Raw genomic sequence first — 23,724 nt, 5'->3', positions numbered from 1 at the left:
GCTCGCGCACCCGCAGGTAGGAGAGAAGTTCACCACCCGATTCCGCCCCCACTTCCGCTCCGGAAGCAGGGGAAATCGGGCAGGAGGCGTATCGGGGGAGCTGATGAACCCTTGGATACTCCGGCGCGCCGCAGGGGCGACGACTTAAGCCATCCCGAATTGTGCCTTCATACCAGCGAAGAACTCTGCGTCGTCCGACGCGTAGCGCGCGGCAAGGAGCTGCTCCGCATCGGCGCCGGCGGCATAGCGGAGCCGGTCGCTCTCGTCCGTTGTGGCCTCGTAAACGACTTCCGCAATCGTTTCTGGCGACGATGTTTGATCCTTCATCGAATTCGCCAGATCCCACATGCCCTGAATAACGGGCTGATATTCAACAAGTGCCGGATCGTTGTTGTGCTCGAAGGACCGACCGGAAAAATCCGTGTTGATCATGCCGGGCTGGACGATTTTCACGCGGATGCCGAGGGGTGCAAGCTCATATTGCAGCGCTTCGGAAAGGCCTTCCACCGCGAATTTCGTGCCGTGATAGAGCGCGCCTGTTGGAAAGGCGATCCGTCCGCCCATCGATGAGATGTTGACGATGGTGCCGCTGCGGTTTTTCCGAAAATGCGGCAAAAGGGCTTTGGTCGTTGCCATGAGGCCAAGGACATTCACGTCATACTGGCGGCGCATGCTCTCCAGCGGCGTCGCCTCAAGGGGTCCATAGGCACCGTATCCCGCATTGTTGACAAGAGCATCGATACGCCCGAACCGCGCCAAACCGGCGACCAGCGCGGCGGTGATCGACGTGACATCCTGAACGTCGAGACGGGTAACGAGCGTGTTTGCAAGCTTCGTCAGTTCTGTTTCGGCCCCGGGGTCGCGCATTGTCGCGATGACGTTCCATCCCTTCGCTTGAAAGAGCTTGGCCGTGGCACGGCCGAGGCCGCTCGAAGTTCCGGTAATGAGGATCGTTCCAGTCATTTGCACTTCCCAATTCTGTGACGAGCCTCAATCTATCTGACTGGTCTTTGGGTGGCAGTATCGGAGCACGCCAATGTACAATCGAAGCGCGCCAACCATTCCATGATTAGGCGCGGTAGGGGCCCTTCCCCAATCCACCGTGGCTGCGGCAACGCCACTGGGGTTGGACACAGACTTGGATATAGCGCTGCGACTAGTTCGCGGCGTTTCTGTTTTGTCGTGCGAGATAGATGATCTGGGCGGTCAGGCCGACCACGAGGATCGCCAGCAACCCTGCCTGAGCGCCGAGAAGCAGCGGCGATTTCAGGTCCGTAACCAGAGGGTGACCGTCTGGAACACGACGCAGGATTTCACTGACCGTCGGGACCATCAAAAGAAACGCACTGATGCTGAGACAGATGGTTTCAATATATCTGGCCATGCGCGTTGAACCCAGAACGCCTTCGATGCCGTAACCTGCGAGCAGGAACAGGATGGTCAGGACGCCAACGCCGTAACTGATCGGCTGATGCGCCACGAGGAAGACCGTCGCAGCGCCAATCAGCATGGAGACAAGATAAAGAGTGCCTAACGCTGATCGGGGAACGATTCGACCGTGGCGGGCAAACATGTAAATGGCGGCGGGAATGGCTGGCAGGCTTCCAAGCGTATGGATCCAGCCGAGCGGAGAAATTCCGAACATGAGAGATTGCCTTTCTCGTCCAGAAGGACGTGGTGGTCCGGGAAGCAGACCGTCATCGACAAATCTGCGAGCTTAATACGGTCTATTTTTTCGGTGGCGTGCCGCTCAGGTCATGCATCGAGCTCCCTCGCGAAACTCCGAATTTAAGCGGTCATGCGCTCCAGCATGGGGCGGGTTATTGCGCCAAAAGTCGTCGCATCACCATGGGCACGGGCGGAAAGCATCGCGCCGTGCACGGTGGCCATGAAGATTTCAGCGTTCGCTCTGGCGGTCCCGCTCAGCGCGAGGCGCCCCTGGGCAACGCCACTTTCCAGAACGGCGGTTAGCCAGTCGGAGAGATTTCGAAAATGCGCGCGCACTTCAAGAGCGACCGTTTCAGGAAGAACCGGAATTTCACTGGCGAGCAGAGCGCAGACGCAGAAGGGATGAGTGGCCTCGGCGATACAGCCCTCCCAATAGCCGATATAGGCGCGGAGCTGTTCGAGCGGGTTGGAAATGTTTCGCTCCAGTTCGGCGATACCGGCTTCGGCCTCCTGCCTGTATTGAGCGACAAGTTTTTGGACCAGATCGGACTTACTGGGAAAATGGTGGTGAATGCTCGCATTGCGGATGCCGACCACAGCGGAAATGTCGGCATAGCTGAAACTGTTGTAGCCGCCCTTTATGATCAGGGAGCGTGCGCAACGGAGGATTTCATCGGCTTTGGTCTGTGGATTTTTCATGAGAGTAGCCTACCAACTAGTAGGTAGAATGTCAACGCCAGGCGGTTTTAACCTATGAACGCTGAAAGGAGCTTACCGGAGACCGAGTGCGCGTGACGGATATGGCGAGCCTATTCCAAGGCCGATGGCAGCTGATCCACGCCCCGAACCGAGGCCGCATCGTCCGGGTCCAGAAGCTCGTGTCATGCGGTTGACGAGCCACGAAGCCGCTTGCACGTTTGACTTTGCGCCGTTTTTCGCCAGTATTTCGACCATCCTTTGCAGAGCACCGTCGGTCCGGCACGGCTTTAGCCAGTGCCATGCAGTCCGTTAGGACAGGCTACGTTCGCCTGCAAAGGACAATGGGGGAGCCCGTCGATGACACACGATGTCGATCCGAAGCCAATGTCACGCGCCGCCGCGATCCTCTACGCCATTATTTCACCGCTCAGTCTGATGGCCCTGATCTTTCTGCCTGCGGGCCGGATCGGCTGGTGTCCGGGCTGGGTTTTCCTCGCGGTTGTCGTCGCCGCCTTTGGCCTTTCCGCGCTAGTATTGGCGCTTGTGAACCCGGTCATTTTCCGCGCGCGCAGCCGGTTCCAGCCGGGCACCAAGACATGGGACCTGTTTCTCGTCACCGGTATCCTTCTCGCTTTTGCCGCTGAAATCCCGGTTGCGGCACTCGACGCCGGCCGGATGGGGTGGTCCATCGTGCCGCTTTGGGCCATTCTGCTCGGGTATATCCTGCTTGTCGGCGGCATTGGGGTTACGGCGTGGGCCCAAGCCGTCAATCCGTTCTTCGAGCCGGGTGTCCGCATCCAAAGCGAGCGCGGACAGCAGGTGATCACGTCGGGCCCATACGGTATCGTGCGCCACCCCGGTTACACGTCCGCAATCGCCATGTTCACTGGCATACCGCTCGCATTGGGTTCCTGGGTGGCGCTGCTCCCCGCCGCTTTGGCCATCGCCCTGCTGATCCTGCGCACCGGCTGGGAAGATCGTCTGCTCCAGGCCGAATTGCCCGGTTATGCTGATTATGCCCGTGAAAGGCGCTATCGGCTATTTCCCGGCATCTGGTAAGCGCCTAATGCTTTTGTTCTCCTTTTGTTCTTTCAATTATTGCCATTGGTGATAATATCCCGGCCCGGGCAAAGGCCGTGGAGCATCGCTATGGGTTTCGGGTTGGCAGATGAAGGAGGTTTAAAGCAGCTTTTCTTCGAAGGATGGGAGCCGGAGAAAATACGGCGTTTCAATCCGCGATTTAGCAGCAAGCTCTTGATCACGGTGAAACCGCCGGCAGCCCTGGCGGAGCGAATTTTTGCCGATGCGTCGCGCCATGCCGCAGGGCGGACGAAGCGTGAGGCCTATCCGCCGGAGCTTCTGCATATAACCCTGCTCTGTATTGGAGGTTTCGAGACCGTGCCTCACGGGCTGGTAAAGAGGCTGAAGGCAGCGCTGGGCGAGATCAAGGCGCGGCCCGTTCCGATCACATTCGATGGAACATCGCTTTTCGGCAATCGCAGCAGTCTGGCGCTACGCAGCAGCCGCGAGATGCTGGAACTTAAGGCTCTGGCGAAAATGGTGCAGCGCGCCCTTTGGCGGGCAAACCTGCCCTATGTCGCCGCATCGTCGTTTACGCCACATCTCACCGTTATCTACGGCTGCGGGAAAATTGAGCTGATGCCGGCTGACAAACCCTATAGCTGGCTTGCGGGGAGCTTCGAACTCGTTTTCAGCCACAATGGCGAAACACGGCATGAACTGCTCGGGCGCTTCGCACTCTCGCCGAAAGCGGAGCGTTATGAACGGCCTGAAAGCCAGCTACATTTGCCGGAAAAAGTGATCGGACCTTCGAAACGGCCGACACAAAGGGCGTCGGTGCGATAACATGCACCTGAAGCGGCATAGCGCTCTGATACCGACAATTTTTCCGCATTCTCCATTGGGAACTATGCGGAACCTTCTTGTGCGAATCCGACGCTCTTCGCGCCAGTTGCACATCCGCCGCGCCAGCCGAAAACCGATCCGGTTATCGATTCTGAGCGCAAGCGAGGCGATATCGCCTCGCAACGGATGATGATCAGCTTAGAGCTGTACCTTGTCGAAAGCCTTGCCGTCGATGCCGAGGGCTTCGAGATCGGCGCGGGCGGGCTTGCGATGTGCGCGAACAGCGGCCGAAACCGAGAGCGCTGCACCGAGAACGGCGAAAGTTTCACCGAAGAAGTTACGCGATGTCTTTGCAACCTGACGCATTTTTCTCTCCATCTTTGATGCCTAGATAATGGGCATTTCCGGCCCGTTCTACAACTCATGATGCAGCAGGGAAGCCATGCAGCTTTGCTCGCGCTCGTTTGGATATCAGCCATTGCGATTTTGCATGGCTTAGGCACCGGGACCGGGTATATGCGCAGGGCACTTCAGCAGGCAGGTTGAATAAGACGGATATTTTGTTATGCCGGAAGTGCTTTTAGAGACGAAGAGGCAGATGGCATGACGGTCACAATTTACGGCATCAAGAACTGCGACACGATGAAGAAGGCCAGAAGCTGGCTGGAAGCCAACGGTGTCGATTATTCTTTCCATGACTATAAGGCGGCCGGCATCGACCGTGCCCATCTGGAAACATGGTGCGATGCCGCGGGCTGGGAAACGGTTCTCAACCGCGCCGGCACCACCTTCAAGAAACTCGATGACGGCCAGAAGGCCGATCTCACCCGTGAAAAGGCCATCGGGCTGATGCTGGAGCAGCCCTCCATGATCAAGCGTCCCGTGCTGGAGGCGAAAGGCAGGATAACCGTCGGTTTCAAGCCTGAAACCTACCAGACCCTTTTTGCGTGAACGCAGCCCGCCATGTCCAAAACAACCCGCGCCACCCAGATGCTGACCAAGGCCGGCGTTGCCTTCACCACCGTCACCTATGACTACGATCCGAATGCCGATCGCATCGGCCTGCAGGCGGCCGAGGCGATCGGTGAACCACCGCATCTGGTGCTGAAAACGCTGATGGCGGAACTCGATGGCAAGCCGGTCTGCGTCGTCGTCCCTTCGGATCGCGAGGTTAGCATGAAGAAACTAGCCGCCGCCTTCGGTGGCAAATCCGCCAGCATGATGAGGCCTGCCGATGCGGAACGGGCCACCGGTTACCATGTCGGCGGCATCAGCCCTTTCGGGCAGAAGAAACAGGTGCCGACGGCCATTGAGGCCGGGGCCATGGCACATGATTATGTCTACATGAATGGCGGACAACGCGGCCTGCAGGTGAGGCTTTCGCCCCGCGATGCCCAAAGCGCGCTGAAGGCGATTGCGGCGCCGCTGGTCGCAGATTGAAGCGCAGGATGCGCACCTGAAAGCATTTGGCTTTCGGAAGGAATGGGCTATGGTCGGCGCCTCCTATTGAAATAGACGAAGGCAGATCATGACCGTTTCCCCCATCGATCCCGTCAAACTCGAAAAACTGGCCGAAGTCGCCGTCAAGGTCGGCCTGCAATTGCAGAAGGATCAGGATCTGGTGATTACCGCACCGCTGGCGGCCCTGCCACTGGTGCGATTTTTGACCAAACACGCCTATATGGCGGGTGGCGGACTGGTCACCACTTTCTATTCCGACGAAGAAACCACGCTTGCCCGCTATCGCCACGCCAGCGACGCCAATTTCGACCGGGCTTCCGGCTGGCTCTATGAAGGCATGGCGAAAGCCTATGCCAATGGCGCGGCGCGGCTGGCGATTGCCGGCGACAATCCCATGCTGCTGGCCGAACAGGACCCCGCCAAGGTAGCCCGCGCCAACAAGGCCAACTCCACGGCCTACAAGCCGGCGCTGGAGAAGATTTCCAATTTCGACATCAACTGGAACATCATTTCCTATCCGAACCCCTCCTGGGCAAAGCAGGTCTTTCCGGATGTGACGGAAGACGAAGCTGTTCGCAAGCTCGCGGACGCCATCTTCGCCGCATCGCGGGTGGATCTGGCCGATCCGGTCGCGGCATGGGCCGAGCACAATGCCAATCTCGCCAAACGTTCGGCATGGCTGAACGGCGAGCGCTTCTCCTCACTGCATTTCACCGGCCCCGGCACTGATGTGAAGATCGGCCTGGCGGACGGCCATGAATGGCATGGCGGCGCCTCCACCGCCAAGAATGGCGTGACCTGCAACCCGAATATCCCGACGGAAGAAGTCTTCACCACCCCGCATGCGTTGCGTGTCGACGGTTACGTCTCCAGCACCAAGCCGCTGTCGCATCAGGGAACGCTGATCGACGACATACAGGTGAAGTTTGAAGCCGGCCGTATCGTCGAAGCCAAGGCTTCGAAGGGCGAAGCGGTGCTGAACAAGGTGCTCGACACCGACGAGGGCGCGCGGCGTCTCGGCGAAGTGGCGCTGGTGCCGCATTCCTCGCCGATCTCGGCAAGCGGCATTCTGTTCTACAATACGCTTTTCGATGAAAACGCCTCCTGCCACATCGCGCTTGGCCAATGCTATTCGAAATGCTTCCTCGACGGCGCTTCGCTGTCGCAAGATCAGATCAAGGCGCAGGGCGGCAACTCAAGCCTGATTCATATCGACTGGATGATCGGCTCCGACAAGGTGGATATTGACGGTGTAAAGCCGGACGGCTCCACGGTTCCGGTGATGCGCAAGGGCGAATGGGCCTGACGACACCTATCTCGGCAACTGGCTGCGCTGACTGAGCCAGATGCTGAAAAGCACCGCAACGAAACCGGCGATCTGCGCTGGCGTAAGGCTTTGGCCGAGCGCCAGCCAGCCAAGCAGGGTTGCAACGACCGGGCTTAGAAAACCGAGCGATGCGGCGGCGGAAGGTTCAATGCGGGCAAGCCCGCGAAACCACAGAAAATAGGTCAGGGCGGCACCGATAAGTCCCAGATAGGCCATGCCGAGAATATTGGCCGCCGTCGGCGTCGGCAGGGCCGGTTCCAGGAAATAGGCGACCGGCAGCAACAGAAGGCCGCCCGCCGTCAATTGCCAGGCGGTGAATGTGAGGTTCGACACCGGCGGCCGCCATTTACGGGTCAACACCGTTCCAAAAGCCATGGAGACGGCACCGGCGAGACCTGCCGCCACACCGATACCATCCAGCGCAGCGCCCGGCGCCAGAACCAGAAGCGCGACGCCGACAATGCCCAGAAAACCGGCCGCGATGGCCAGCGGCCGGACGGGTGCGGCGAGAAACAGCCGGGAAAGCCCAATCACGATCAGGGGCTGCACTGCGCCCACCGTTGCCGCCACGCCGCCCGGCAGCCGATAGGCCGACACAAAAAGCATCGCCCAGAAGAACGAGAAATTCAGCGCTCCGAGAATGAAGCTGCGCGGCCACCAGATACCGTGCGGCAACTTTCTCACGAAAAGCAGCAAAAGCACGCCGGCCGGCAATGCGCGCAGCATCGCGACATGAAAGGGATAGCCGTGCGGCAAAAATTCGGTCGTCACGAAATAGGTGGTTCCCCAGATGGCGGGGGCAAGGGCTGTCACCAGCACATCGGCGGCATAGGTCGTATTTTTCTTCATTTCAAGAATCTCTACATCAAGATAAATATAATCTAGCCGATTTTATCTTGACGTCAAGACATCAATTGTTATGCCTTGGTGATGAGCAAAGAACCGTTGGACCATGTCGATCACATTCTGGCGCAATGGCGCAGGGAGCGGCCCGATCTCGATGTCGGCCCCATGGGGCTGCTCGGGCGCCTGAACCGTCTCACCACCCATCTCGGCCGGGAGGTGGAGGCGGTGCTGCTGAAGCACGGGCTTTCCTCTTCCGCTTTCGATGTGCTGGCGACATTGCGGCGCTCCGGCTCACCCTACAGGCTCTCCCCCGGCGATCTCCTAGCCATGACGATGGTGAGTTCCGGCACCATGACCAACCGGATCGACCAGCTCGAGAAAGCCGGGCTGGTGGAGCGCATCCATAACCCGAACGACCGGCGCAGCGTTCTGATATCGTTGACGGAACGGGGATTTGCCATTGTCGAGGAAGCGGCAGGCGCTCACGTCGAAAACCAGCACCGCCTGGTCGCCGGCCTCAGCGAAGAAGAGCGCGTGACGCTGAACCGGCTGCTGAAACGGTTTTTGCGGGATTTCGAAGAATAGGCTTTTCGGCCCAACAAACACACAATGGCTCCGTGATGGCGCTTGTTTCGCTCCCAAAAATCCTGTAAGCAATTTTCCATAAACCTGTACTACAGGTTGGAGGAAAAATGTTAACTGCCATTTCGCATGAGTCCGGTCTCGTCAGCAGCACGATCGGCGCTATCACCCGCCATATCCGCGAAAACGAACTTGCACCGGGAGCGAAGCTCCCCAGCGAGCTTTCGCTCTCGCAGCAGCTCGGTGTTTCCCGTACCGTCGTTCGGGAAGCTTTCCGTTCTCTGTCGGCCATGCGGCTGATCGACGTGAGTGCCGGCAAGCGCGCGACGGTGGCGACGCTGGATCACGGTGCAATGTCCTTGATGTTCGAACATGGCATTCACACCGAGCAGATCAACATCCAGCAGATCTACGATGTGCGCCGCACGATCGAAGTCAGAACCGTGACGCTCGCGGCACTGAGGCGCACGGATGCGGAAGCGCTGACCATTCTCGACCATGCCAACAATATGGAGCGGGATTTCGGCGACAACGACAAGGTCATGGAACACGACCTTGCTTTTCACATCGCCGTTGCCAGGGCCTCCAAGAACCCGGTTTTCGAACTCATTCTTGGTGCTTTTCAGAACGTGACGCGCCAGACATGGCCGATCGGCTGGAAAAGCCGCACATCCGATGCGCAGCGCCATGCCGCAAGCGAGCTTCACATCGCCATCGGACAGGCCATTGCCGCCGGCGATCCGCAAACGGCTTCAACACTGATGGCGCGGCATTTCGATGAAAGCGTGCATGCGCTTCTGGCAGCCGGCATCGCCTGATTTTTCAAACACGGTTCCAGACGGAACACGACCTGCCTCTGGAGGAGGAGACACTTCATGAAAATCACAAAACTCGAGACCGTCCGCGTGGCGGAACGGACGAACTTGCTCTGGGTTCTGGTCCATACGGATGAGGGCATTACCGGGCTCGGCGAAACCTTCTTCGGAGCGGAGACGGTGGAGACCTATGTGCATGAATATATTGCCCCGCGCGTGATCGGTCGCGATCCGCTGCAGATCGACCTTCTGGCGCAGGACCTCGTCGGTTATCTCGGCTTCCGCTCATCGGGCGCGGAAGTGCGCGGCAATTCCGCCTTCGATATTGCGCTGTGGGATATTTTCGGCAAGGCCACAAACCAGCCCATCGCCCAGCTGCTCGGCGGTTTCAGCCGCAAGGAAATTCGCACCTACAATACCTGCGCGGGCACCGAATATATCAAGAAGGCCACCGGGCAGCAGACGGCCAATTACGGCCTCTCCAGCGGCAAGGATTACGACGACCTCAACGGCTTCCTGCACCGCGCTGACGACCTTGCCCATTCGCTGCTGGAAGAGGGCATCACGGCCATGAAGATCTGGCCGTTCGATGCGGCGGCGGAAAAGACGCGCGGGCAATATATCTCGATGCCGGACCTAAAAAGCGCGCTCGAGCCTTTCGAAAAAATCCGCAAGGCGGTGGGTGACAAGATGGATATCATGGTGGAGTTTCACTCCATGTGGCAGCTTCTGCCCGCCATGCAGATCGCCAAGGCGCTCACTCCCTACCAGACCTTCTGGCATGAAGACCCGATCAAGATGGACAGTCTTTCCAGCCTGGCGCGTTATGCCGCCGTTTCGCCTGCGCCCATTTCCGCCTCGGAAACGCTCGGTTCACGCTGGGCCTTCCGCGATCTGCTGGAGACAGGTGCTGCCGGTGTGGTGATGCTGGACATCAGCTGGTGCGGCGGGCTTTCGGAGGCGCGCAAGATCGCTTCGATGGCGGAAGCCTGGCATCTGCCGGTCGCCCCGCATGATTGCACCGGGCCGGTGGTGCTCTGCGCCTCCACCCATCTGTCGCTCAACGCGCCGAACGCGCTGGTGCAGGAAAGCGTGCGCGCCTTCTATAAAACCTGGTATCGCGATCTCGTCACCGCATTGCCTGAGGTGAAGAACGGCATGATAACCGTGCCGCCGGGCGCCGGCCTTGGCATGGAACTGCATCCCGATATCGAAAAGACCTTCACCGTCAGCCGCCGTTTTTCGGATGCGACGTCGATCTGATCAGAACAGGCTGCCCTGATTGCCCGGATCGGAAGAAGCCGGTTTCGCCGGTTTCTTTTTTGGCACTACGGGGTTATCAGGGGATGGCGCGCCCTCCCCCGTCGCGATGGCCGAGACGCGGCCATCGGCAAATTCCATCGACACCACAGCACCTGAAGCGACAGCGGCAGCGCGGGTCAGCGGCCGGTTCTCCTCATCGCGGATTACGGCATAACCACGTTTCAGCACGTTTTTATAAGACAGCGATTGCAGGATGCGGTCATGGGCGGCAAGGCCTGCGCGGTTCTGCGCCATGCGGTGCAATACGGCTGTATCGGCCCGGCGCGCGCCGGTGACGACCCGCTCCTTCTGCCGCTCCACCTGGCCGAGCAGCCGGGCAGGAAGCGAACGCAGCGCGGAATCGAAGGCATCGACACGGCCTTTTCCCTGCAGCAGACGGCGCTCCACCAGGGTCTCGGCCCGATGCATGCGCTCGGTAATCCGTTGCCTGTGCTGTTTGAGACCGTTCAGCAAGGTTTCCGGCCTGAGACCCGAAGCGGACCGTTCAAAGGCGCGGCGCTTGTTCAGCGTGGTCAATTCCAGTCCACGCCCGAGACCGCTCGCGGCCTCGTCGAAACGGCGGCGTGGCAGCGCCAGAAGCTGATCGAGCGACGGCAGCGCGCGCACCAGCGCCCGCACACCCTGACGGCGATTGTCCATCTGCCGCGATACAGAGCCTGAAAGACGCGCGGCAAGGCCGGAGAGCTGCGCTTCCAGTTCCGCTCGCACCGGCACGGCCATTTCGGCGGCCCCCGTCGGGGTCGGCGCACGCACATCGGCGACGTAGTCGATCAAGGTCGTATCGGTTTCATGCCCGACGGCGGAAATCAGCGGAATTTCGCTTTCGGCAGCGGCACGCACGACGATTTCGTCGTTGAAGCTCCAGAGGTCCTCCAGACTGCCGCCGCCACGCGCGACAATCAGTACATCCGGCCGCGCAATCTCACCGCCGGGCTGGAGTGCGTTGAAACCGCGAATGGCGTTCGCCACCTCCTCGCCCGAGCCTTCGCCCTGCACCTTGACCGGCCAGACGACCACATGGACAGGAAAGCGATCCGAAATGCGGTGAAGAATATCGCGAATGACAGCGCCTGTGGGCGAAGTGACGACGCCGATGACATGCGGCATGAAGGGCAGCCGGCGCTTGCGGGTCGCATCGAACAACCCTTCCGCCGCCAGACGCCGGCGGCGATCTTCGAGAAGCGCCATCAGCGCGCCCGCGCCGGCAGGCTCGAGGCTTTCTATGACGATCTGGTATTTCGATGAGCCGGGAAAAGTTGTGACCTTGCCGGTGGCGATGACTTCCATGCCCTCTTCCGGGCGGAACTTCAGCCGTGAAAAGGTGCCTTTCCAGATCACCGCATCGATACGGGCGCGGTCGTCCTTCAACGAGAAATAGGCATGTCCTGAAGAATGCGGACCGCGATAGCCGGAAATCTCGCCGCGCACCCGCACCTGCTCGAAAGCCGTCTCCACCGTGCGCTTGATGGAACCCGACAGTTCGGAGACCGAGAACTCGGCAAGATTGCTCAATGCTGCGTGGGAGAAGATATCGCTCATGCCCGTTTGTAACCAAAACCCGTCGATTCGGAAATGCCGGCGCCGGCCAGCCTCATTTTAACGGCGATGAAACCATATCCTCAACTAACGAGTTAGGAAAATGGGGATTGGAGGAGGAAACAAGGGTTCGTTAGGGAAAACGGCGTTACGTCTGGCCCCAGGCCCGGCAACCAAAGAGGAGGCGGCATCATGATTTTTCTTACCGCCACAGCGCTCGGCGTAACCGCAGTTGCGCTCCGTTCGGTTTTCAGCATCGTTTTCATCTGCATGATGATTATCGGTGCCTATGGCGTGGCGATTGCACTTTCTTCCACGGCCGTGCCCTTGATGTCGCTGCTTCTGGCGCTCGCCGGTTACAATTTCGGTGTCGTGGGTGTCGTCCTCGGCCTACTGGTGCTGCAACGCCCGCGTTCCACCCAGCCAACCCTCTAAAAGCCCACGGTCTTGAAGCTTCCGCACTTTGCGCTGACCGAGACATGCGGACTGGCCGCCGACCTTGCCGTTACCTGTCTGCTTATTTTCTATCTCGGCGTCGATCCGCTGGCCGCCCGTTTGCCGGGCGCAGCAACGGGGCTTGCAACAAGCTGGCGGCTGAACCGTGCAAATGGTGAGGCATCGGCCAGGCTGAACAGCTTTCTGATGAATGCCGTCACACTCACCTCACGTATCGTCAGTGTCGGCCTGTTTGCCCTGCTGCAATGGCGCAATCCTCTCGTCCAGCCGTTCGTCCCGCTCGCCTTTTCAATAATCGCAGCACTGGCACTGGCGCTCTACGGCTATTGGCGGCTTCAAAAGCAACGGCAAGATCAGGACTAAACCGTCTCCCAGCCATCCTTTTCCGCCGCCCGGTAGATAGCGTCGATGAAAAGCTGGTTCTTTCTCGAGCTTTCCAGCGTCACGACGTCGCCCTCGCCCTTCGCCGCACGGGCAAAGGCCTCCGCCTCCAGCTTATATTGGCGGCTATCCTGAAACCGGAATATTTGCGACTGGTTATGGGCCTGATTGGTCAGTTCGATCTCTTCCGCACCCCAGCGATTGGCGTTGAAGGGAGATTTGACCTCAATGTACCCCTCAGTGCCATGGAAAACCATGAGCTGACGGGCGGCAAGCTGGGTCGCCAGATAAAAGCTCAGCTCGAAACCGCCGAAATCGGCCCTGACGCTGGAATAGATATCCGTACCGAATTCCCTGTCGCGCTCGACGCTCGCCTGCACGCGCTTCGGCTCGGCGCCGGTGGCAAAACGGGTCACGATGGTCGGGTAGACACCGATATCCGGCAGCGCGCCGCCGCCCAGTTCGGGAATATTGCGCATATTGCCGGGATCGCGATTGAAATAGCTGAAAGCGCCCTGCACATGTTTCAGCGTTCCGATCGCGCCGGAGGCCAGCAACTCCTTCACCTTGGCCCAAACCGGGGAATAAGTGACCATGAAGGCCTCCGATACGACGACGCCATTGCGGTCACGCGCGGCGATGAGGGCGTCTATCTCCCCGGCTTTCAAAGCAATCGGCTTTTCGCAAAGAACATGTTTGCCGGCATCAGCGGCTTTTATGGTCCATTCCGCATGTTGCGCAGTGGGAAGCGGAATATAAACAGCGTCTATCACATCCGATGCCAGCATCTCCTCATAGGAGCCGAAGGCGTGGGGTACGGAAAAGCGGTCCGCGACCGCGCGGGCCTTTGCGTGATCGCGGCTGGCGATGGCACTGACCACGCAGTTCTGGGCATCCTGTATCGCCGGGATGACATGATCCTGAGCGATTTTTGCCGTAGACATTATTCCGAAGCGCAGCATCCCGTTCTCCCATTCTGCAATCTCTCCGAAACTTATCATTGTCGGACAGCCTGGCAAGCCACACGCGACGGGCTCTGCAGGAACGATGGCCGAATCTGTCCTGCCTTTGTCGGTTTTCCTGCTTTCATCCGTTCTTTTGAAGGTGAATTATGCTAAGCGTGAACCCAATGGAGAACCATGAAATGTCCTCTTCTCAGACAGCCCTTCTTGTCATCGACGTTCAGGAATCCTTCCGGCACGCGCCCTATTTCGAGGAAAGCGGACTGGCTGCCTATCTGGAAAAACAGCAGGCGCTGATTGACGGTGCCAAGGCTGCGGGAATACCCGTCGTGCAGATCTTCCATGTCGATGGTGACCGGGCCTTTGCAAAGGAAAGCGGTTACATCCGCGCGCTGGAAGGTGTGCGGATCAGCCCTGATGTCACCTTCCACAAGAACCGTCACTCCGCTTTTGCCGGCACCGGCCTCGAAATCTGGCTGACGCAGAAGGGCATCAACCGGCTTATCGTCTCCGGCATTCGCACCGAACAATGCTGCGAAACAACGACGCGGCATGCTTCTGACCTCGGCTATAGCGTCGACTACGTTACCGAGGCGACGCTTACCTTTCCGATGACACATGCCTCTGGCACCGTGTTCAGCGCGGACGATATCCGCAAACGGACCGAACTGGTGCTGGCGGGCCGCTTCGCACGCATCACTAGCGTGGACGACGTGCTTGCGACCGTTAAAAAGGCCGCCTGATGGACAAAGGCGGCACACGCATCATTCCGTTTTATACGCTTGTGCCGCCGCACGCGCTGCTGCTCGACATTGCAGGCCCGCTGGAAGTTGTCCGTTATGCCAACGGGGAACAGAAGGATATCCATTTCGATTGCCGCTACATCGCAGCGCATGACCAGCAGCAATCCTCCATCGGTCTTGGGCTTTGCGGGCTGGAAGCCCTGCCCGCGACCCTTCCGGAAAATGCGTTCCTGCTGATTTCCGGCAGCACCTCACGCTTCGATTACGAGCCGGAAACGCGCCGGGAACGGCAGGCGCTGGCGGCGTGGCTGCGTCACACGGTGCGCGCCGACACCACGGTCGTTTCCATCTGCTCCGGCGCGCTGCTGGCGGGGGAGGCCGGACTTTTCGACGGGCGGAACTGCACGACGCATGCCGATTGCGTCGAAGCGCTGCGTCGTATCGCACCTCTATCCCAGGTGGCGGAGAACCGCCTTTTCGTCGAGGATGGCAACCGTTTCTCAAGTGCCGGCATTTCGACCGGCATCGACCTCATGCTGCATGTCGTTTCCCGGCTCACCTCCCCGGCGGTCGCGGCGCGTATTGCCAAAACCATGGTCGTTTATCTCAGGCGCAGCGGCAACGACCCGCAGATTTCCCCCTGGCTCACCGGCCGCAACCACATCCACCCTGCCATTCACCGGGTTCAGGACCGGGTGATGGCGGAACCGGCAGGCGACTGGTCGCTGGAACGGCTGGCGGATATTGCCGCGCTGAGTGAACGGCATTTATCGCGTCTGTTTCGCGAGCATACCGGCATCAGCGTCATCGACTACGTCAACCTGATGCGGGTCAATCTCGCGCGCGACATTCTCGCCAACAGCCGTCTCGATATGGAAGCCATCGCCGAGCGGGCGGGCTTTGCCTCCGCCCGGCATTTGCGGCGCGTGTGGCAACAGCATAATCGCCTTCCGCCCAGCCACTATCGCGGCTTTCAGGCCTGACCTCGCCAGCTTTCTCCCGTTGCCTGATGAATGCCATCAAAGGAATTGAATGGTTATGCGGATGAGCAGTTGCTAACCTTGCCACAACGACAGCAACAGGAGCATTCCCCGTGGAAAAACGAAGCCTTGGCCGCACCGGCCTCTCCATCGCCCCGATCGTCTTCGGCGGCAACGTGTTCGGCTGGACAGCGGACGAGAAGACTTCCTTTGCCCTGCTCGATGCCTTTTTCGATGCGGGTTTCAACGCCATCGACACGGCGGATGTCTATTCCGCATGGGTGGATGGCCATGAGGGCGGCGAGTCCGAAACCATCATCGGCAAATGGCTGAAGCAGTCGAGCGTGAAGCGCGAAGATGCGGTAATCGTCACCAAGGTCGGTTTTGACAATCGCGGCCAGAAGACCGGCCTCAGCGCCAAATGGATCGCAGAAGCTGTCGATGCCTCGCTGAAGCGGCTGCAAACCGACTATATCGACCTTTATCTCGCCCATAAGCCGGATGCGGAGGTGCCGCTGGAGGAAACACTCACCGCCTTCGCAAAGCTGAAGGAACAGGGAAAAATCCGCGCCATCGGCTGCTCCAACTATTCGGCAAGCCAGCTTCAGGACGCGCTGGATACGGCTGCGAAGAGCAATCTTCCCCGTTATGACGTGCTGCAGCCGGAATATAATCTCTATAACCGCGCGGATTTCGAAGGCCCGCTTGCCGAACTTTGCCAGAAGGAAGAGATCGGCGTCATCAATTATTACAGCCTCGCCGCCGGATTCCTGACCGGGAAATATCGTGCCAAGGCCGATACGGAAGGCGTCGCCCGCAGCTATCGCGTGGGCGAATATGTCAATACGCGCGGGCTTGCCATTCTGGGCGCCATGGATGCGGTGGCAGTGGAAACCGGGGCCAAGCTTGCCGATATCGCGCTGGCCTGGCTATTGCGAAAGAAGGCGATAACCGCGCCGATCGCCAGCGCCACCAGCCTGTCCCAGCTTGAAAGCTTCAAACGCGCCGTCGAGTTAAAGCTGACGGATGAGATGATGACGCTGCTCGACAAGGCGGGCGCGTAACATGGAACTCAGAATTCGCGATGCGCAGCCGGCTGACCGGACGGAATGGCTGCGCCTGTGGAACGACTATCTCGCCTTTTATGATGTCGATCTTGCCGATGACGTAACCGACCATACATGGGCGCGCATTCTCGATCCCGCATCCCGCGTCTCCATGCGCGTGGCCATGCTCGACGACCGCATGGCCGGTTTCGCCATTCACCACTTCCATGATTCCACCTGGGTGAAGACGCCCGACTGCTATCTGGAAGACCTGTTTGTCGATGGCGAAATCCGCGGCAAGGGAACGGGCCGGGCGCTGATGGACGATCTTGTCGCCATCTGCAGGGACAAGGGCTGGTCACGGCTGTACTGGCACACCGGCGAGGACAATCACCGCGCCCAGAAGCTCTACGACAGCTACGTGAAAAGCGACGGCCATATCCGCTATCGCATCAAGTTCTGATCAACTCCTGAAGCGGAAAAAATCCACGAAAGCCCTCAGCGCTGGCCGCATCTGCCGGCGCGAGGGATAATAAATGTAAAAACCATCGAAGGGCGCGCACCAGTCCTCCAGCACGCGGATCAGCCTTCCCTCCCTGATATCGTCCTCGACACGCTGCTCGAAAACGAAGGCCAGCCCTGCGCCGTCAATCGCCGCCCTTCGAATAAGGCTCTGGTCCGACAGGATAAGCGGCCCCTGCACATCGACCACCAATGGCTTGCCATTCTTCTCCAGTTCCCAGCGATAGATAAGGCCGCTGGCGAAACGCCGGCGGATGCAGCGATGCCGGATGAGATCCCTTGGATCCTGCGGTGGTGGATTTTCTACGAAATAGGCGGGCGCGCCAACAATAGCGCCGCGCCATGCGCCGCTCGCTTTCACCGCAATCATGTCGGCATCGAGGTGCTCTCCGAGCCGCAGACCGGCATCGAAACCTTTCGCGACAATATCCTCGAAACGATCATCCGTTGAAATTTCGAGTGAAATATCGGGATAGAGCCGCAGGAACTCGCCCAGCCGGGGGACGATGAGGTCCTCCGCGGCAAGTCGCGGCAGGGTGATGCGCAGGGGGCCAGCGGGTCTTCCGCCCTGCTCGGCAAGCGTCTCGATGACCGCATCGATATCGGCAAGCGCCGGGCCAAGCGTCTCGAGAAGCCGCTTGCCCTCCTCTGTCGGAGAAACGCTGCGGGTGGTACGATGAAGCAGGCGCAGCCCAAGGCTTACCTCCAGCGACGACACCGCATGGCTGACGGCGGAAGGGGCAATGGCAAGTTCGGCGGCGGCCTTGCGAAAGCTGCGGCCTTCGGCAACGGCGGCGAGAACAGCCAGCTGGGAGAGTTGCACACGGTTCATTGTTCTAAATGATAGAATAACCCAAGCGGATTTGCAGCGATTATTTTTACCGCCATGAGACGCTATTTTCTCATCACGCCCTTAGCGATGGGCGGTTCCTTATGGAAGGACGTACAGATGAAAAAAAGAACCCTTGGAAACAACCTTTCCGTTTCGGCGCTTGGCCTCGGCTGCATGGGCATGACACATGCCTATAGCCCGACCGGCGATGAGAGCAGCGCAATTGCAACGCTGCACCGCGCCGTCGAACTCGGCGTCACCTTTTTCGATACGGCGGAGGTTTACGGGCCTTACAATAACGAGATTCTTGTCGGCAAGGGTTTGAAGCCCTATCGCGACAAGGTGGTCATCGCCACCAAGTTCGGCTTCAAAATCGACACCAGCAAACCCGCTGGCCAGATGATGGTGGGCACCGACAGCCGTCCGGACAATGTGCGCGCCGTCGCCGAAGCCTCTCTCAAACGCCTCGGCGTCGATGAGATCGACCTGTTCTACCAGCATCGCGTCGATCCAAATGTTCCAATCGAAGACACGGTAGGCGCTATGGCCGAGCTGGTCCGGCAGGGCAAGGTGAAGCATCTCGGCCTTTCGGAAGCGAGTGCCGAAACACTGCGCAAAGCGCACGCCGTTCATCCCATTGCGGCAATTCAGAGCGAATATTCGCTGTGGACCCGCGACGTGGAGGAAAACGGCGTGCTGGAAACCTGTCGTGAGCTTGGCATTGGTTTTGTACCCTTCAGCCCACTTGGACGCGGCGCGTTGACTGGCGCGCTGAAGTCGCTCGACGGACTTGCATCCGACGATTTCCGCCGCGGCCTGCCGCGCTTCCAGGGCGAAAACTTCGACGCCAATCTGGCGCTCATCAAGCTTCTGGAAGACATGGCGACTGAGAAGGGCGTAACCGCCGGACAACTGGCGCTGGCCTGGGTTCTGGCGCAGGGCGACTTCATCGTTCCTATTCCCGGCACGACAAAAATCGCCAATCTGGAGAAGAACGTTGCCGCAGCGGAGGTGTCGCTGACAGCAGAAGAAGCCGCCAGCCTCGGCGCGCTGCTTTCGCCCGCAAAAGTCGCCGGCGCGCGTTACCCAGAACAGATGTCACGGATGGCCAATCGCTAAAAACAAAAAGCCGCGGCAGTTGCCGCGGCTTTTTTCATTTCGACAGATGCCTTCAGGCTCAGGCGCGCAGAACGCCGCCCGTCGATTTCTCGACATTGCCGACGATCTTGGCCGTCAGCGCCTCGAAATCCTCGTCCGTCAGCGTCTTGTCGACCGGCTGGATCTGCACTTCGATGGCGACCGACTTGCGGTTTTCACCGAGCGACGCGCCTTCGAAAATATCGAAGACATTGACGCCGGTGATCAGCTTGCGGTCAGCGCTGGTCGCAGCCTTGATGATGGCGCCCGCCTCTACCGACTTGTCGACCACGAAAGCGAAGTCGCGCTTGACGGCCTGGAAGGGCGAAAGTTCGAGCGCAGGCTTGGTGCGGGTTGCCTTCTTCTTCGGCTCCTGCATGGCGTCGAGATAAATCTCAAAACCGCAATAGGCGCCGGAGACGTCCAGCTCGGACAGCGTCTTCGGATGGAACTCGCCGAAATAGCCGAGCACGACCTTCGGCCCCATCTTGATGGTGCCGGAGCGGCCTGGGTGATACCAGCCGGGGCCGCCGGCTTCGATCTGCACATTGGCCATGGGCAGGCCGCAGGCTTCCAGCACCGCCAGCGCATCGGCCTTGGCGTCATAGACATCCACCGGCTTTCCACCGCCCTTCAAAGCATTGGACCACATGCGGCCGCTGCCTGCGAGCGAGGCTGTGCCGCGGCGAACACCGCCGGCAACGCGGCGCTGCGCATCAGGCGTATCGCCCTCATAGGTGCCGGAGACCTCGAAGATTGCGACATCGCCATAGCCCTTGTCGGCATTGCGCTGCGCGGCGGTCAGAAGGCCGGGCAGCAGCGAAGGCCGCATGTCCGACATATCGGCTGCGATGGGGTTGGCGAGTTTCAGCGCGGGTGAACCACCGCCGAAGAGTTTCGCCTGCGCTTCCGGGATGAAGGACCAGGTGACGGCCTCGAGCATGCCGCGGCTTGCCAGCGCACGGCGCGCGGTACGGGTGCGTATCTGCAGCGTGGTCAGGATACGGCCGTTGACGGCCCCAAAACTTTCCAGCGGCTCCGGCTTGATGTTGTCGACGCCATGGATGCGCATGACCTCTTCCACCAGATCGGCCTTGCCGTCGACATCAGGACGCCAGGACGGGACGGTGACGGAAACGCGCTCGCCCGTTCCCTCGACACCGAAACCAAGGCCTTTGAGAATGGCGAGGCTCTCTTCTGCCGAGACTTCCAGACCCGTCAGACGCTTTACTTCCGCCAGCGGAAAATCCACGACCTTGGGCTGATGGCCCTTGTAACCGACAACCCGGGCTTCGCCGGCGACGCCGCCGCACAGTTCGAGGACCAGTTCGGTGGTGCGCTCCAGACCCGGGACCATATATTCAGGATCGACGCCACGCTCGAAACGATAACGCGCATCGGTGATGATGCCGAGCGAACGGCCGGTCTTGGCGATGTTGATCGGATCCCAGAGTGCGGATTCGATCAGCACGTCGACGGTGTTGTCATCGCAGCCGGAATGTTCGCCGCCCATGACGCCGCCGATGGATTCGAGGCCTTTCTCGTCGGCGATGACGACATTGTTCGGGCCGAGCTTATATTCACGCTGATCGAGCGCGAGGATCGTCTCGCCCTCTTTTGCGCGGCGAACCGTCAGATCGCCCTTGACCTTGGCGGCGTCGAAGACATGCATCGGCCGGCCCTGGTCGAAGGTCATGTAGTTAGTGATGTCGACAAGCGCATTGATGGGACGCAGGCCGATTGCCAGCAGGCGCTGCTGCATCCATTTCGGGCTGGGGCCGTTCTTGACGCCGCGCACGATGCGCAGCGAAAAGCCGGGGCAGAGCGCCGCATCGTCCAGCTCAAGCTTCACGTCGACCGGGGTTGCGCCTTCGATCTTGAAGGACGGTGCGGGTCTCGTCTTCAGCCTGCCGAGACCGGAAGCAGCGAGATCGCGGGCAATACCGTAGATCGAGGTGCAGTCCGGGCGGTTCGGGGTCAGGTTGATTTCGATGACCGGATCATCGAGCCCGGCATAGGCGGCGAAAGAGGTGCCGACCGGCGCATCTTCCGGCAGGTCGATGATGCCGTCGTGATCGTCGGAAATGTTCAGCTCCTTTTCGGAGCACATCATGCCGTGGCTTTCCACGCCGCGTATCTTGCCGACGGCAAGGGTGACGTCGATGCCCGGAACATACATGCCCGGACGCGCGAGCGCACCGATGAGGCCGGCGCGTGCATTCGGCGCGCCGCAAACGATCTGCACCGGCTTGCCGTCGCCGGCGTCGACGGAGAGAACCTTCAGGCGGTCAGCTTCCGGGTGCTTCTCGGCGGAGAGCACCTTGGCGATGACAAAAGGCTTGTAGGCCGCCTTGTCGTCAACGTCCTCAACTTCGAGGCCAATCGCCGTCAGCCGTTCGCAAATCTCGTCCAGCGTCGCATCGGTATCGAGATGCTCTTTCAGCCAGGAAAGAGTGAATTTCATGTCTTTGCTCCTTGGCTAACCGGATTAAACGCTCAAACCGCCGAACAGCGTCGGCATGTCGAGCGGGCGGAAGCCGTAGTGGTTCATCCAGCGGACATCGGCGTTGAAGAAATCGCGCAGGTCCGGCATGCCATATTTCAGCATGGCGATGCGGTCGAGGCCCATGCCCCAGGCAAAGCCCTGATATTCATCGGGATCCAGCCCACCGGCGCGCAGCACGTTCGGGTGTACCATGCCGCAGCCAAGGATTTCCATCCAGTCCTTGCCTTCGCCGAACTTGACGATGGGGCCGGAACGGTCGCACTGGATATCCACCTCGAAGCTCGGCTCCGTGAAGGGGAAGAAGGACGGGCGGAAACGCATGACGACGCTGTCGACCTCGAAGAAGGTCTTGCAGAATTCTTCCAGAATCCAGCGCAGATTGCCGACATGCGCCTTCTTGTCGATGACAAGGCCTTCGACCTGATGGAACATCGGCGAATGAGTGGCGTCGGAATCCTGACGATAGGTCTTGCCGGGAATGACGATGCGGATCGGCGGCTTCTGGCTTTCCATGGTGCGGATCTGCACCGGCGAGGTGTGGGTGCGCAGCACCTTGCGCTCGCCGTTTTCATCCGGCTGGAAGAAGAAGGTGTCGTGCATTTCGCGGGCCGGATGGCCTTCGGGGAAATTCAGCGCCGTGAAGTTGTAATAGTCGGTTTCGATATCCGGACCTTCGGCAATCGAGAAACCCATATCCGCGAAGATGGCGGTGATTTCATCGACGATCTGGCTGATCGGATGAATGCGGCCGCGCTCGGCCGGAGACTGGCGGACTGGCAGGCTGACATCCACCGTTTCGGCCTTCAGGCGCGCAGTAATGGCGGCGTACTTCAGCGCATTCTTGCGCTCGCCGATGAGGTCGGTGATTTCGGTCTTGAGCTGGTTGATGGCAGCGCCGCGGGTCTGGCGCTCTTCCGGCGTCATGCTGCCAAGCGTCTTCAGAAGCTCCGAAACCGAGCCCTTCTTGCCAAGCGCGGAAACACGCACGGCTTCGATGGCCGGCTCATCGCCAGCCGTGGCGATCTCCGACATCAATTGCGATTTCAAGGTATCAAGTTCAGTCATCTTTTCCTGCCTTGCCGGTCTTTTTAACAGCGGCTTCGGGGTTCACAGCATTCATCAGATAGTCGGTCGCCATGATAAAGCGTCGCAGATCACTACCCATCCGCACGCGCCCGATCAACCGGGCAACCGGTAAAAAACGCCCCAGAATGCCGGTCAGACGGCACAATTCTTCCAGCGCCCGGGGCGGGGCGTTTTCGCGCCAGCGGGCGAAGGCGGCATCGCAGGTTCTCCGCGCATCGCAGGCGCGTGTCGCGACCTGTAAAAACAGCAGCCAGATATCGCGGGCCTGCGCCGTCTCGAGCGGCATGACGTCCTGCGGGCGCTCCTCGAAATCCATGAAACCGACGCGGCCATGTTCGAGAAAAAAGTCGCGCACATGCGGGCGTCCATGGCAAAGGCCTGCCGCATGCAATTCGCCGAGTGCCTCGGCAGATTTTACCAGCAGGGCATCATGTTCCGCCGGCCTCGCGGTTTTAATCGCGTCCATATGCTCCATGATGGTTGGGCCGACATCCCCCAGGACAACGGCCGTCAACGAAGAATAGATGATGGGCGGAACAGGAAAGCCGCGGGCCTTGAAGACCTGCAATGTTTCGAGTTCACGGCGCATCAGGCCTGCGCCATCGAGCGGCGGCGATGGGCGCATGAAAGTGTAGGGAAGCAGCTTTGCGAGAAAGGTCTGCAGCTTTATCCACCAGGATGGCGTTTCCGTGCCCTGGCGCTTGATCCACACGGTTGTTGCGGAAAGCTCGAGTTTCTGCACGCGGCGCTCGCTCTTAAGCAAAGCCCGCATCAAGGCTGCGATATCGCCATCTTCGAGATGGACGTGGAAACCCTTCGCCTTTTCCGCCTCGCTTGCGGCAACCAGCATTTTCCGCCCCCAATGGAACCTGCCGACCGAGAGCCGGATGCCCCACCCTTTTGGCAACCTCGGCGCAAAAAGCGTTCCACGCCTTGCCGAAACTGCCGTG

At 59.8% G+C, this 23,724-nt stretch carries 26 protein-coding genes; 15 read left to right on the top strand and 11 right to left on the bottom strand.

Features of this window, described 5'->3' with window-relative positions:
• Positions 1 to 144 precede the first annotated feature (144 nt).
• The 3 genes from ACQZ60_RS01065 to ACQZ60_RS01055 all read right to left on the bottom strand — a co-directional run bounded on the left by ACQZ60_RS01065 (position 145) and on the right by ACQZ60_RS01055 (position 2,367).
• Complete coding sequence (locus tag ACQZ60_RS01065; protein ID WP_020812402.1) at positions 145 to 963, bottom strand: SDR family oxidoreductase; 819 nt, start codon at positions 961 to 963, stop codon at positions 145 to 147.
• Between the two features lie 193 nt (positions 964 to 1,156).
• A complete protein-coding gene (locus ACQZ60_RS01060; protein WP_020812403.1) occupies positions 1,157 to 1,645 on the bottom strand; it encodes a hypothetical protein in 489 nt (162 codons plus the stop codon).
• A 143-nt stretch (positions 1,646 to 1,788) separates the two neighbouring features.
• Complete coding sequence (locus ACQZ60_RS01055) at positions 1,789 to 2,367, bottom strand: TetR/AcrR family transcriptional regulator (RefSeq protein ID WP_020812404.1); 579 nt, start codon at positions 2,365 to 2,367, stop codon at positions 1,789 to 1,791.
• 357 nt (positions 2,368 to 2,724) lie between these two features.
• Here ACQZ60_RS01055 and ACQZ60_RS01050 point away from each other — a divergent pair, with 357 nt between their 5' ends.
• Positions 2,725 to 3,426 (top strand): methyltransferase family protein, encoded by a 702-nt coding sequence (locus ACQZ60_RS01050; protein WP_020812405.1) that lies wholly within the window; start codon positions 2,725 to 2,727, stop codon positions 3,424 to 3,426.
• A gap of 90 nt (positions 3,427 to 3,516) precedes the next feature.
• A complete protein-coding gene (locus tag ACQZ60_RS01045; protein ID WP_020812406.1) occupies positions 3,517 to 4,233 on the top strand; it encodes a 2'-5' RNA ligase family protein in 717 nt (238 codons plus the stop codon).
• Between the two features lie 198 nt (positions 4,234 to 4,431).
• Here ACQZ60_RS01045 and ACQZ60_RS01040 read toward each other — a convergent pair whose 3' ends face one another.
• Positions 4,432 to 4,599, bottom strand: a complete 168-nt coding sequence (locus ACQZ60_RS01040; protein WP_003503889.1) for a hypothetical protein — start codon at positions 4,597 to 4,599, stop codon at positions 4,432 to 4,434.
• A 237-nt stretch (positions 4,600 to 4,836) separates the two neighbouring features.
• Here ACQZ60_RS01040 and ACQZ60_RS01035 point away from each other — a divergent pair, with 237 nt between their 5' ends.
• The 3 genes from ACQZ60_RS01035 to ACQZ60_RS01025 all read left to right on the top strand — a co-directional run bounded on the left by ACQZ60_RS01035 (position 4,837) and on the right by ACQZ60_RS01025 (position 7,000).
• The gene (locus ACQZ60_RS01035; protein WP_003520139.1) at positions 4,837 to 5,184 is read left to right on the top strand and encodes an ArsC family reductase; all 348 of its coding nucleotides are present in this window, start codon (positions 4,837 to 4,839) and stop codon (positions 5,182 to 5,184) included.
• A 12-nt stretch (positions 5,185 to 5,196) separates the two neighbouring features.
• On the top strand, positions 5,197 to 5,673 hold the full coding sequence (gene ybaK, locus ACQZ60_RS01030; protein ID WP_125145165.1) for a Cys-tRNA(Pro) deacylase: 477 nt from the start codon (positions 5,197 to 5,199) through the stop codon (positions 5,671 to 5,673).
• Between the two features lie 88 nt (positions 5,674 to 5,761).
• Positions 5,762 to 7,000, top strand: a complete 1,239-nt coding sequence (locus ACQZ60_RS01025; protein ID WP_448734622.1) for an aminopeptidase — start codon at positions 5,762 to 5,764, stop codon at positions 6,998 to 7,000.
• Positions 7,001 to 7,006: 6 nt separating this feature from the next.
• On the opposite strand, the gene pecM is transcribed toward ACQZ60_RS01025, so the two are convergent.
• Complete coding sequence (gene pecM, locus ACQZ60_RS01020; RefSeq protein ID WP_127756734.1) at positions 7,007 to 7,870, bottom strand: 4-hydroxybenzaldehyde efflux transporter PecM; 864 nt, start codon at positions 7,868 to 7,870, stop codon at positions 7,007 to 7,009.
• Positions 7,871 to 7,951: 81 nt separating this feature from the next.
• Between pecM and ACQZ60_RS01015 the strand changes: the two genes are divergently transcribed.
• The 3 genes from ACQZ60_RS01015 to ACQZ60_RS01005 all read left to right on the top strand — a co-directional run bounded on the left by ACQZ60_RS01015 (position 7,952) and on the right by ACQZ60_RS01005 (position 10,527).
• Entirely contained in the window at positions 7,952 to 8,452 is a 501-nt protein-coding gene (locus ACQZ60_RS01015; RefSeq protein ID WP_162935940.1) for a MarR family winged helix-turn-helix transcriptional regulator, read from the top strand.
• A gap of 107 nt (positions 8,453 to 8,559) precedes the next feature.
• Entirely contained in the window at positions 8,560 to 9,267 is a 708-nt protein-coding gene (locus tag ACQZ60_RS01010; RefSeq protein WP_003520144.1) for a FadR/GntR family transcriptional regulator, read from the top strand.
• A gap of 57 nt (positions 9,268 to 9,324) precedes the next feature.
• Positions 9,325 to 10,527, top strand: coding sequence for a mandelate racemase/muconate lactonizing enzyme family protein (locus ACQZ60_RS01005; protein ID WP_448734621.1), 1,203 nt, complete (start codon positions 9,325 to 9,327; stop codon positions 10,525 to 10,527).
• On the opposite strand, the gene xseA is transcribed toward ACQZ60_RS01005, so the two are convergent.
• Positions 10,528 to 12,126 carry an exodeoxyribonuclease VII large subunit gene (gene xseA / locus ACQZ60_RS01000; protein ID WP_448734620.1) on the bottom strand — a complete coding sequence of 533 codons (1,599 nt, stop codon included), beginning with the start codon at positions 12,124 to 12,126 and terminating at the stop codon, positions 10,528 to 10,530.
• Between the two features lie 189 nt (positions 12,127 to 12,315).
• On the opposite strand from xseA, the gene ACQZ60_RS00995 reads away from it, so the two are divergent.
• Together ACQZ60_RS00995 and ACQZ60_RS00990 are read left to right on the top strand one after the other, a co-directional pair.
• Positions 12,316 to 12,558, top strand: a complete 243-nt coding sequence (locus tag ACQZ60_RS00995) for a hypothetical protein (protein WP_020812414.1) — start codon at positions 12,316 to 12,318, stop codon at positions 12,556 to 12,558.
• Between the two features lie 12 nt (positions 12,559 to 12,570).
• Positions 12,571 to 12,942 (top strand): hypothetical protein, encoded by a 372-nt coding sequence (locus tag ACQZ60_RS00990; RefSeq protein WP_448734619.1) that lies wholly within the window; start codon positions 12,571 to 12,573, stop codon positions 12,940 to 12,942.
• Here ACQZ60_RS00990 and ACQZ60_RS00985 read toward each other — a convergent pair.
• A complete protein-coding gene (locus ACQZ60_RS00985) occupies positions 12,939 to 13,922 on the bottom strand; it encodes a Gfo/Idh/MocA family protein (RefSeq protein WP_448734618.1) in 984 nt (327 codons plus the stop codon). The two genes, ACQZ60_RS00990 and ACQZ60_RS00985, sit on opposite strands and share 4 nt — an antisense overlap.
• Positions 13,923 to 14,104: 182 nt before the next feature.
• On the opposite strand from ACQZ60_RS00985, the gene ACQZ60_RS00980 reads away from it, so the two are divergent.
• The 4 genes from ACQZ60_RS00980 to ACQZ60_RS00965 all read left to right on the top strand — a co-directional run bounded on the left by ACQZ60_RS00980 (position 14,105) and on the right by ACQZ60_RS00965 (position 17,154).
• The gene (locus ACQZ60_RS00980) at positions 14,105 to 14,665 is read left to right on the top strand and encodes an isochorismatase family protein (RefSeq protein WP_448734617.1); all 561 of its coding nucleotides are present in this window, start codon (positions 14,105 to 14,107) and stop codon (positions 14,663 to 14,665) included.
• Positions 14,665 to 15,648, top strand: a complete 984-nt coding sequence (locus tag ACQZ60_RS00975) for a GlxA family transcriptional regulator (RefSeq protein ID WP_448734616.1) — start codon at positions 14,665 to 14,667, stop codon at positions 15,646 to 15,648. Before ACQZ60_RS00980 ends, ACQZ60_RS00975 begins: the two co-directional genes overlap by 1 nt.
• 110 nt (positions 15,649 to 15,758) lie before the next feature.
• Positions 15,759 to 16,709 carry an aldo/keto reductase gene (locus ACQZ60_RS00970; protein ID WP_448734615.1) on the top strand — a complete coding sequence of 317 codons (951 nt, stop codon included), beginning with the start codon at positions 15,759 to 15,761 and terminating at the stop codon, positions 16,707 to 16,709.
• A 1-nt stretch (position 16,710) separates the two neighbouring features.
• A complete protein-coding gene (locus ACQZ60_RS00965; RefSeq protein WP_448734614.1) occupies positions 16,711 to 17,154 on the top strand; it encodes an N-acetyltransferase family protein in 444 nt (147 codons plus the stop codon).
• Here the strand turns inward: ACQZ60_RS00965 and ACQZ60_RS00960 are convergent, their stop codons facing one another.
• On the bottom strand, positions 17,155 to 18,045 hold the full coding sequence (locus ACQZ60_RS00960; RefSeq protein ID WP_448734613.1) for a LysR family transcriptional regulator: 891 nt from the start codon (positions 18,043 to 18,045) through the stop codon (positions 17,155 to 17,157).
• Between the two features lie 117 nt (positions 18,046 to 18,162).
• On the opposite strand from ACQZ60_RS00960, the gene ACQZ60_RS00955 reads away from it, so the two are divergent.
• The gene (locus ACQZ60_RS00955) at positions 18,163 to 19,164 is read left to right on the top strand and encodes an aldo/keto reductase (protein WP_448734612.1); all 1,002 of its coding nucleotides are present in this window, start codon (positions 18,163 to 18,165) and stop codon (positions 19,162 to 19,164) included.
• A 58-nt stretch (positions 19,165 to 19,222) separates the two neighbouring features.
• Here ACQZ60_RS00955 and pheT read toward each other — a convergent pair whose 3' ends face one another.
• Genes pheT through ACQZ60_RS00940 form a run of 3 tightly spaced genes read right to left on the bottom strand, consistent with a single transcriptional unit; the run spans position 19,223 to position 23,624 of the window.
• Complete coding sequence (gene pheT / locus ACQZ60_RS00950) at positions 19,223 to 21,646, bottom strand: phenylalanine--tRNA ligase subunit beta (RefSeq protein ID WP_448734611.1); 2,424 nt, start codon at positions 21,644 to 21,646, stop codon at positions 19,223 to 19,225.
• A 24-nt stretch (positions 21,647 to 21,670) separates the two neighbouring features.
• Positions 21,671 to 22,753, bottom strand: coding sequence for a phenylalanine--tRNA ligase subunit alpha (pheS, locus tag ACQZ60_RS00945; protein ID WP_448734610.1), 1,083 nt, complete (start codon positions 22,751 to 22,753; stop codon positions 21,671 to 21,673).
• Positions 22,746 to 23,624, bottom strand: coding sequence for a phosphotransferase (locus ACQZ60_RS00940; protein WP_448734609.1), 879 nt, complete (start codon positions 23,622 to 23,624; stop codon positions 22,746 to 22,748). Before ACQZ60_RS00940 ends, pheS begins: the two co-directional genes overlap by 8 nt.
• Positions 23,625 to 23,724: the final 100 nt, after the last annotated feature.

This window comes from Agrobacterium sp. 22-223-1 (assembly GCF_053522385.1).
This window is presented reverse-complemented; position numbering and strand designations above follow the sequence as displayed.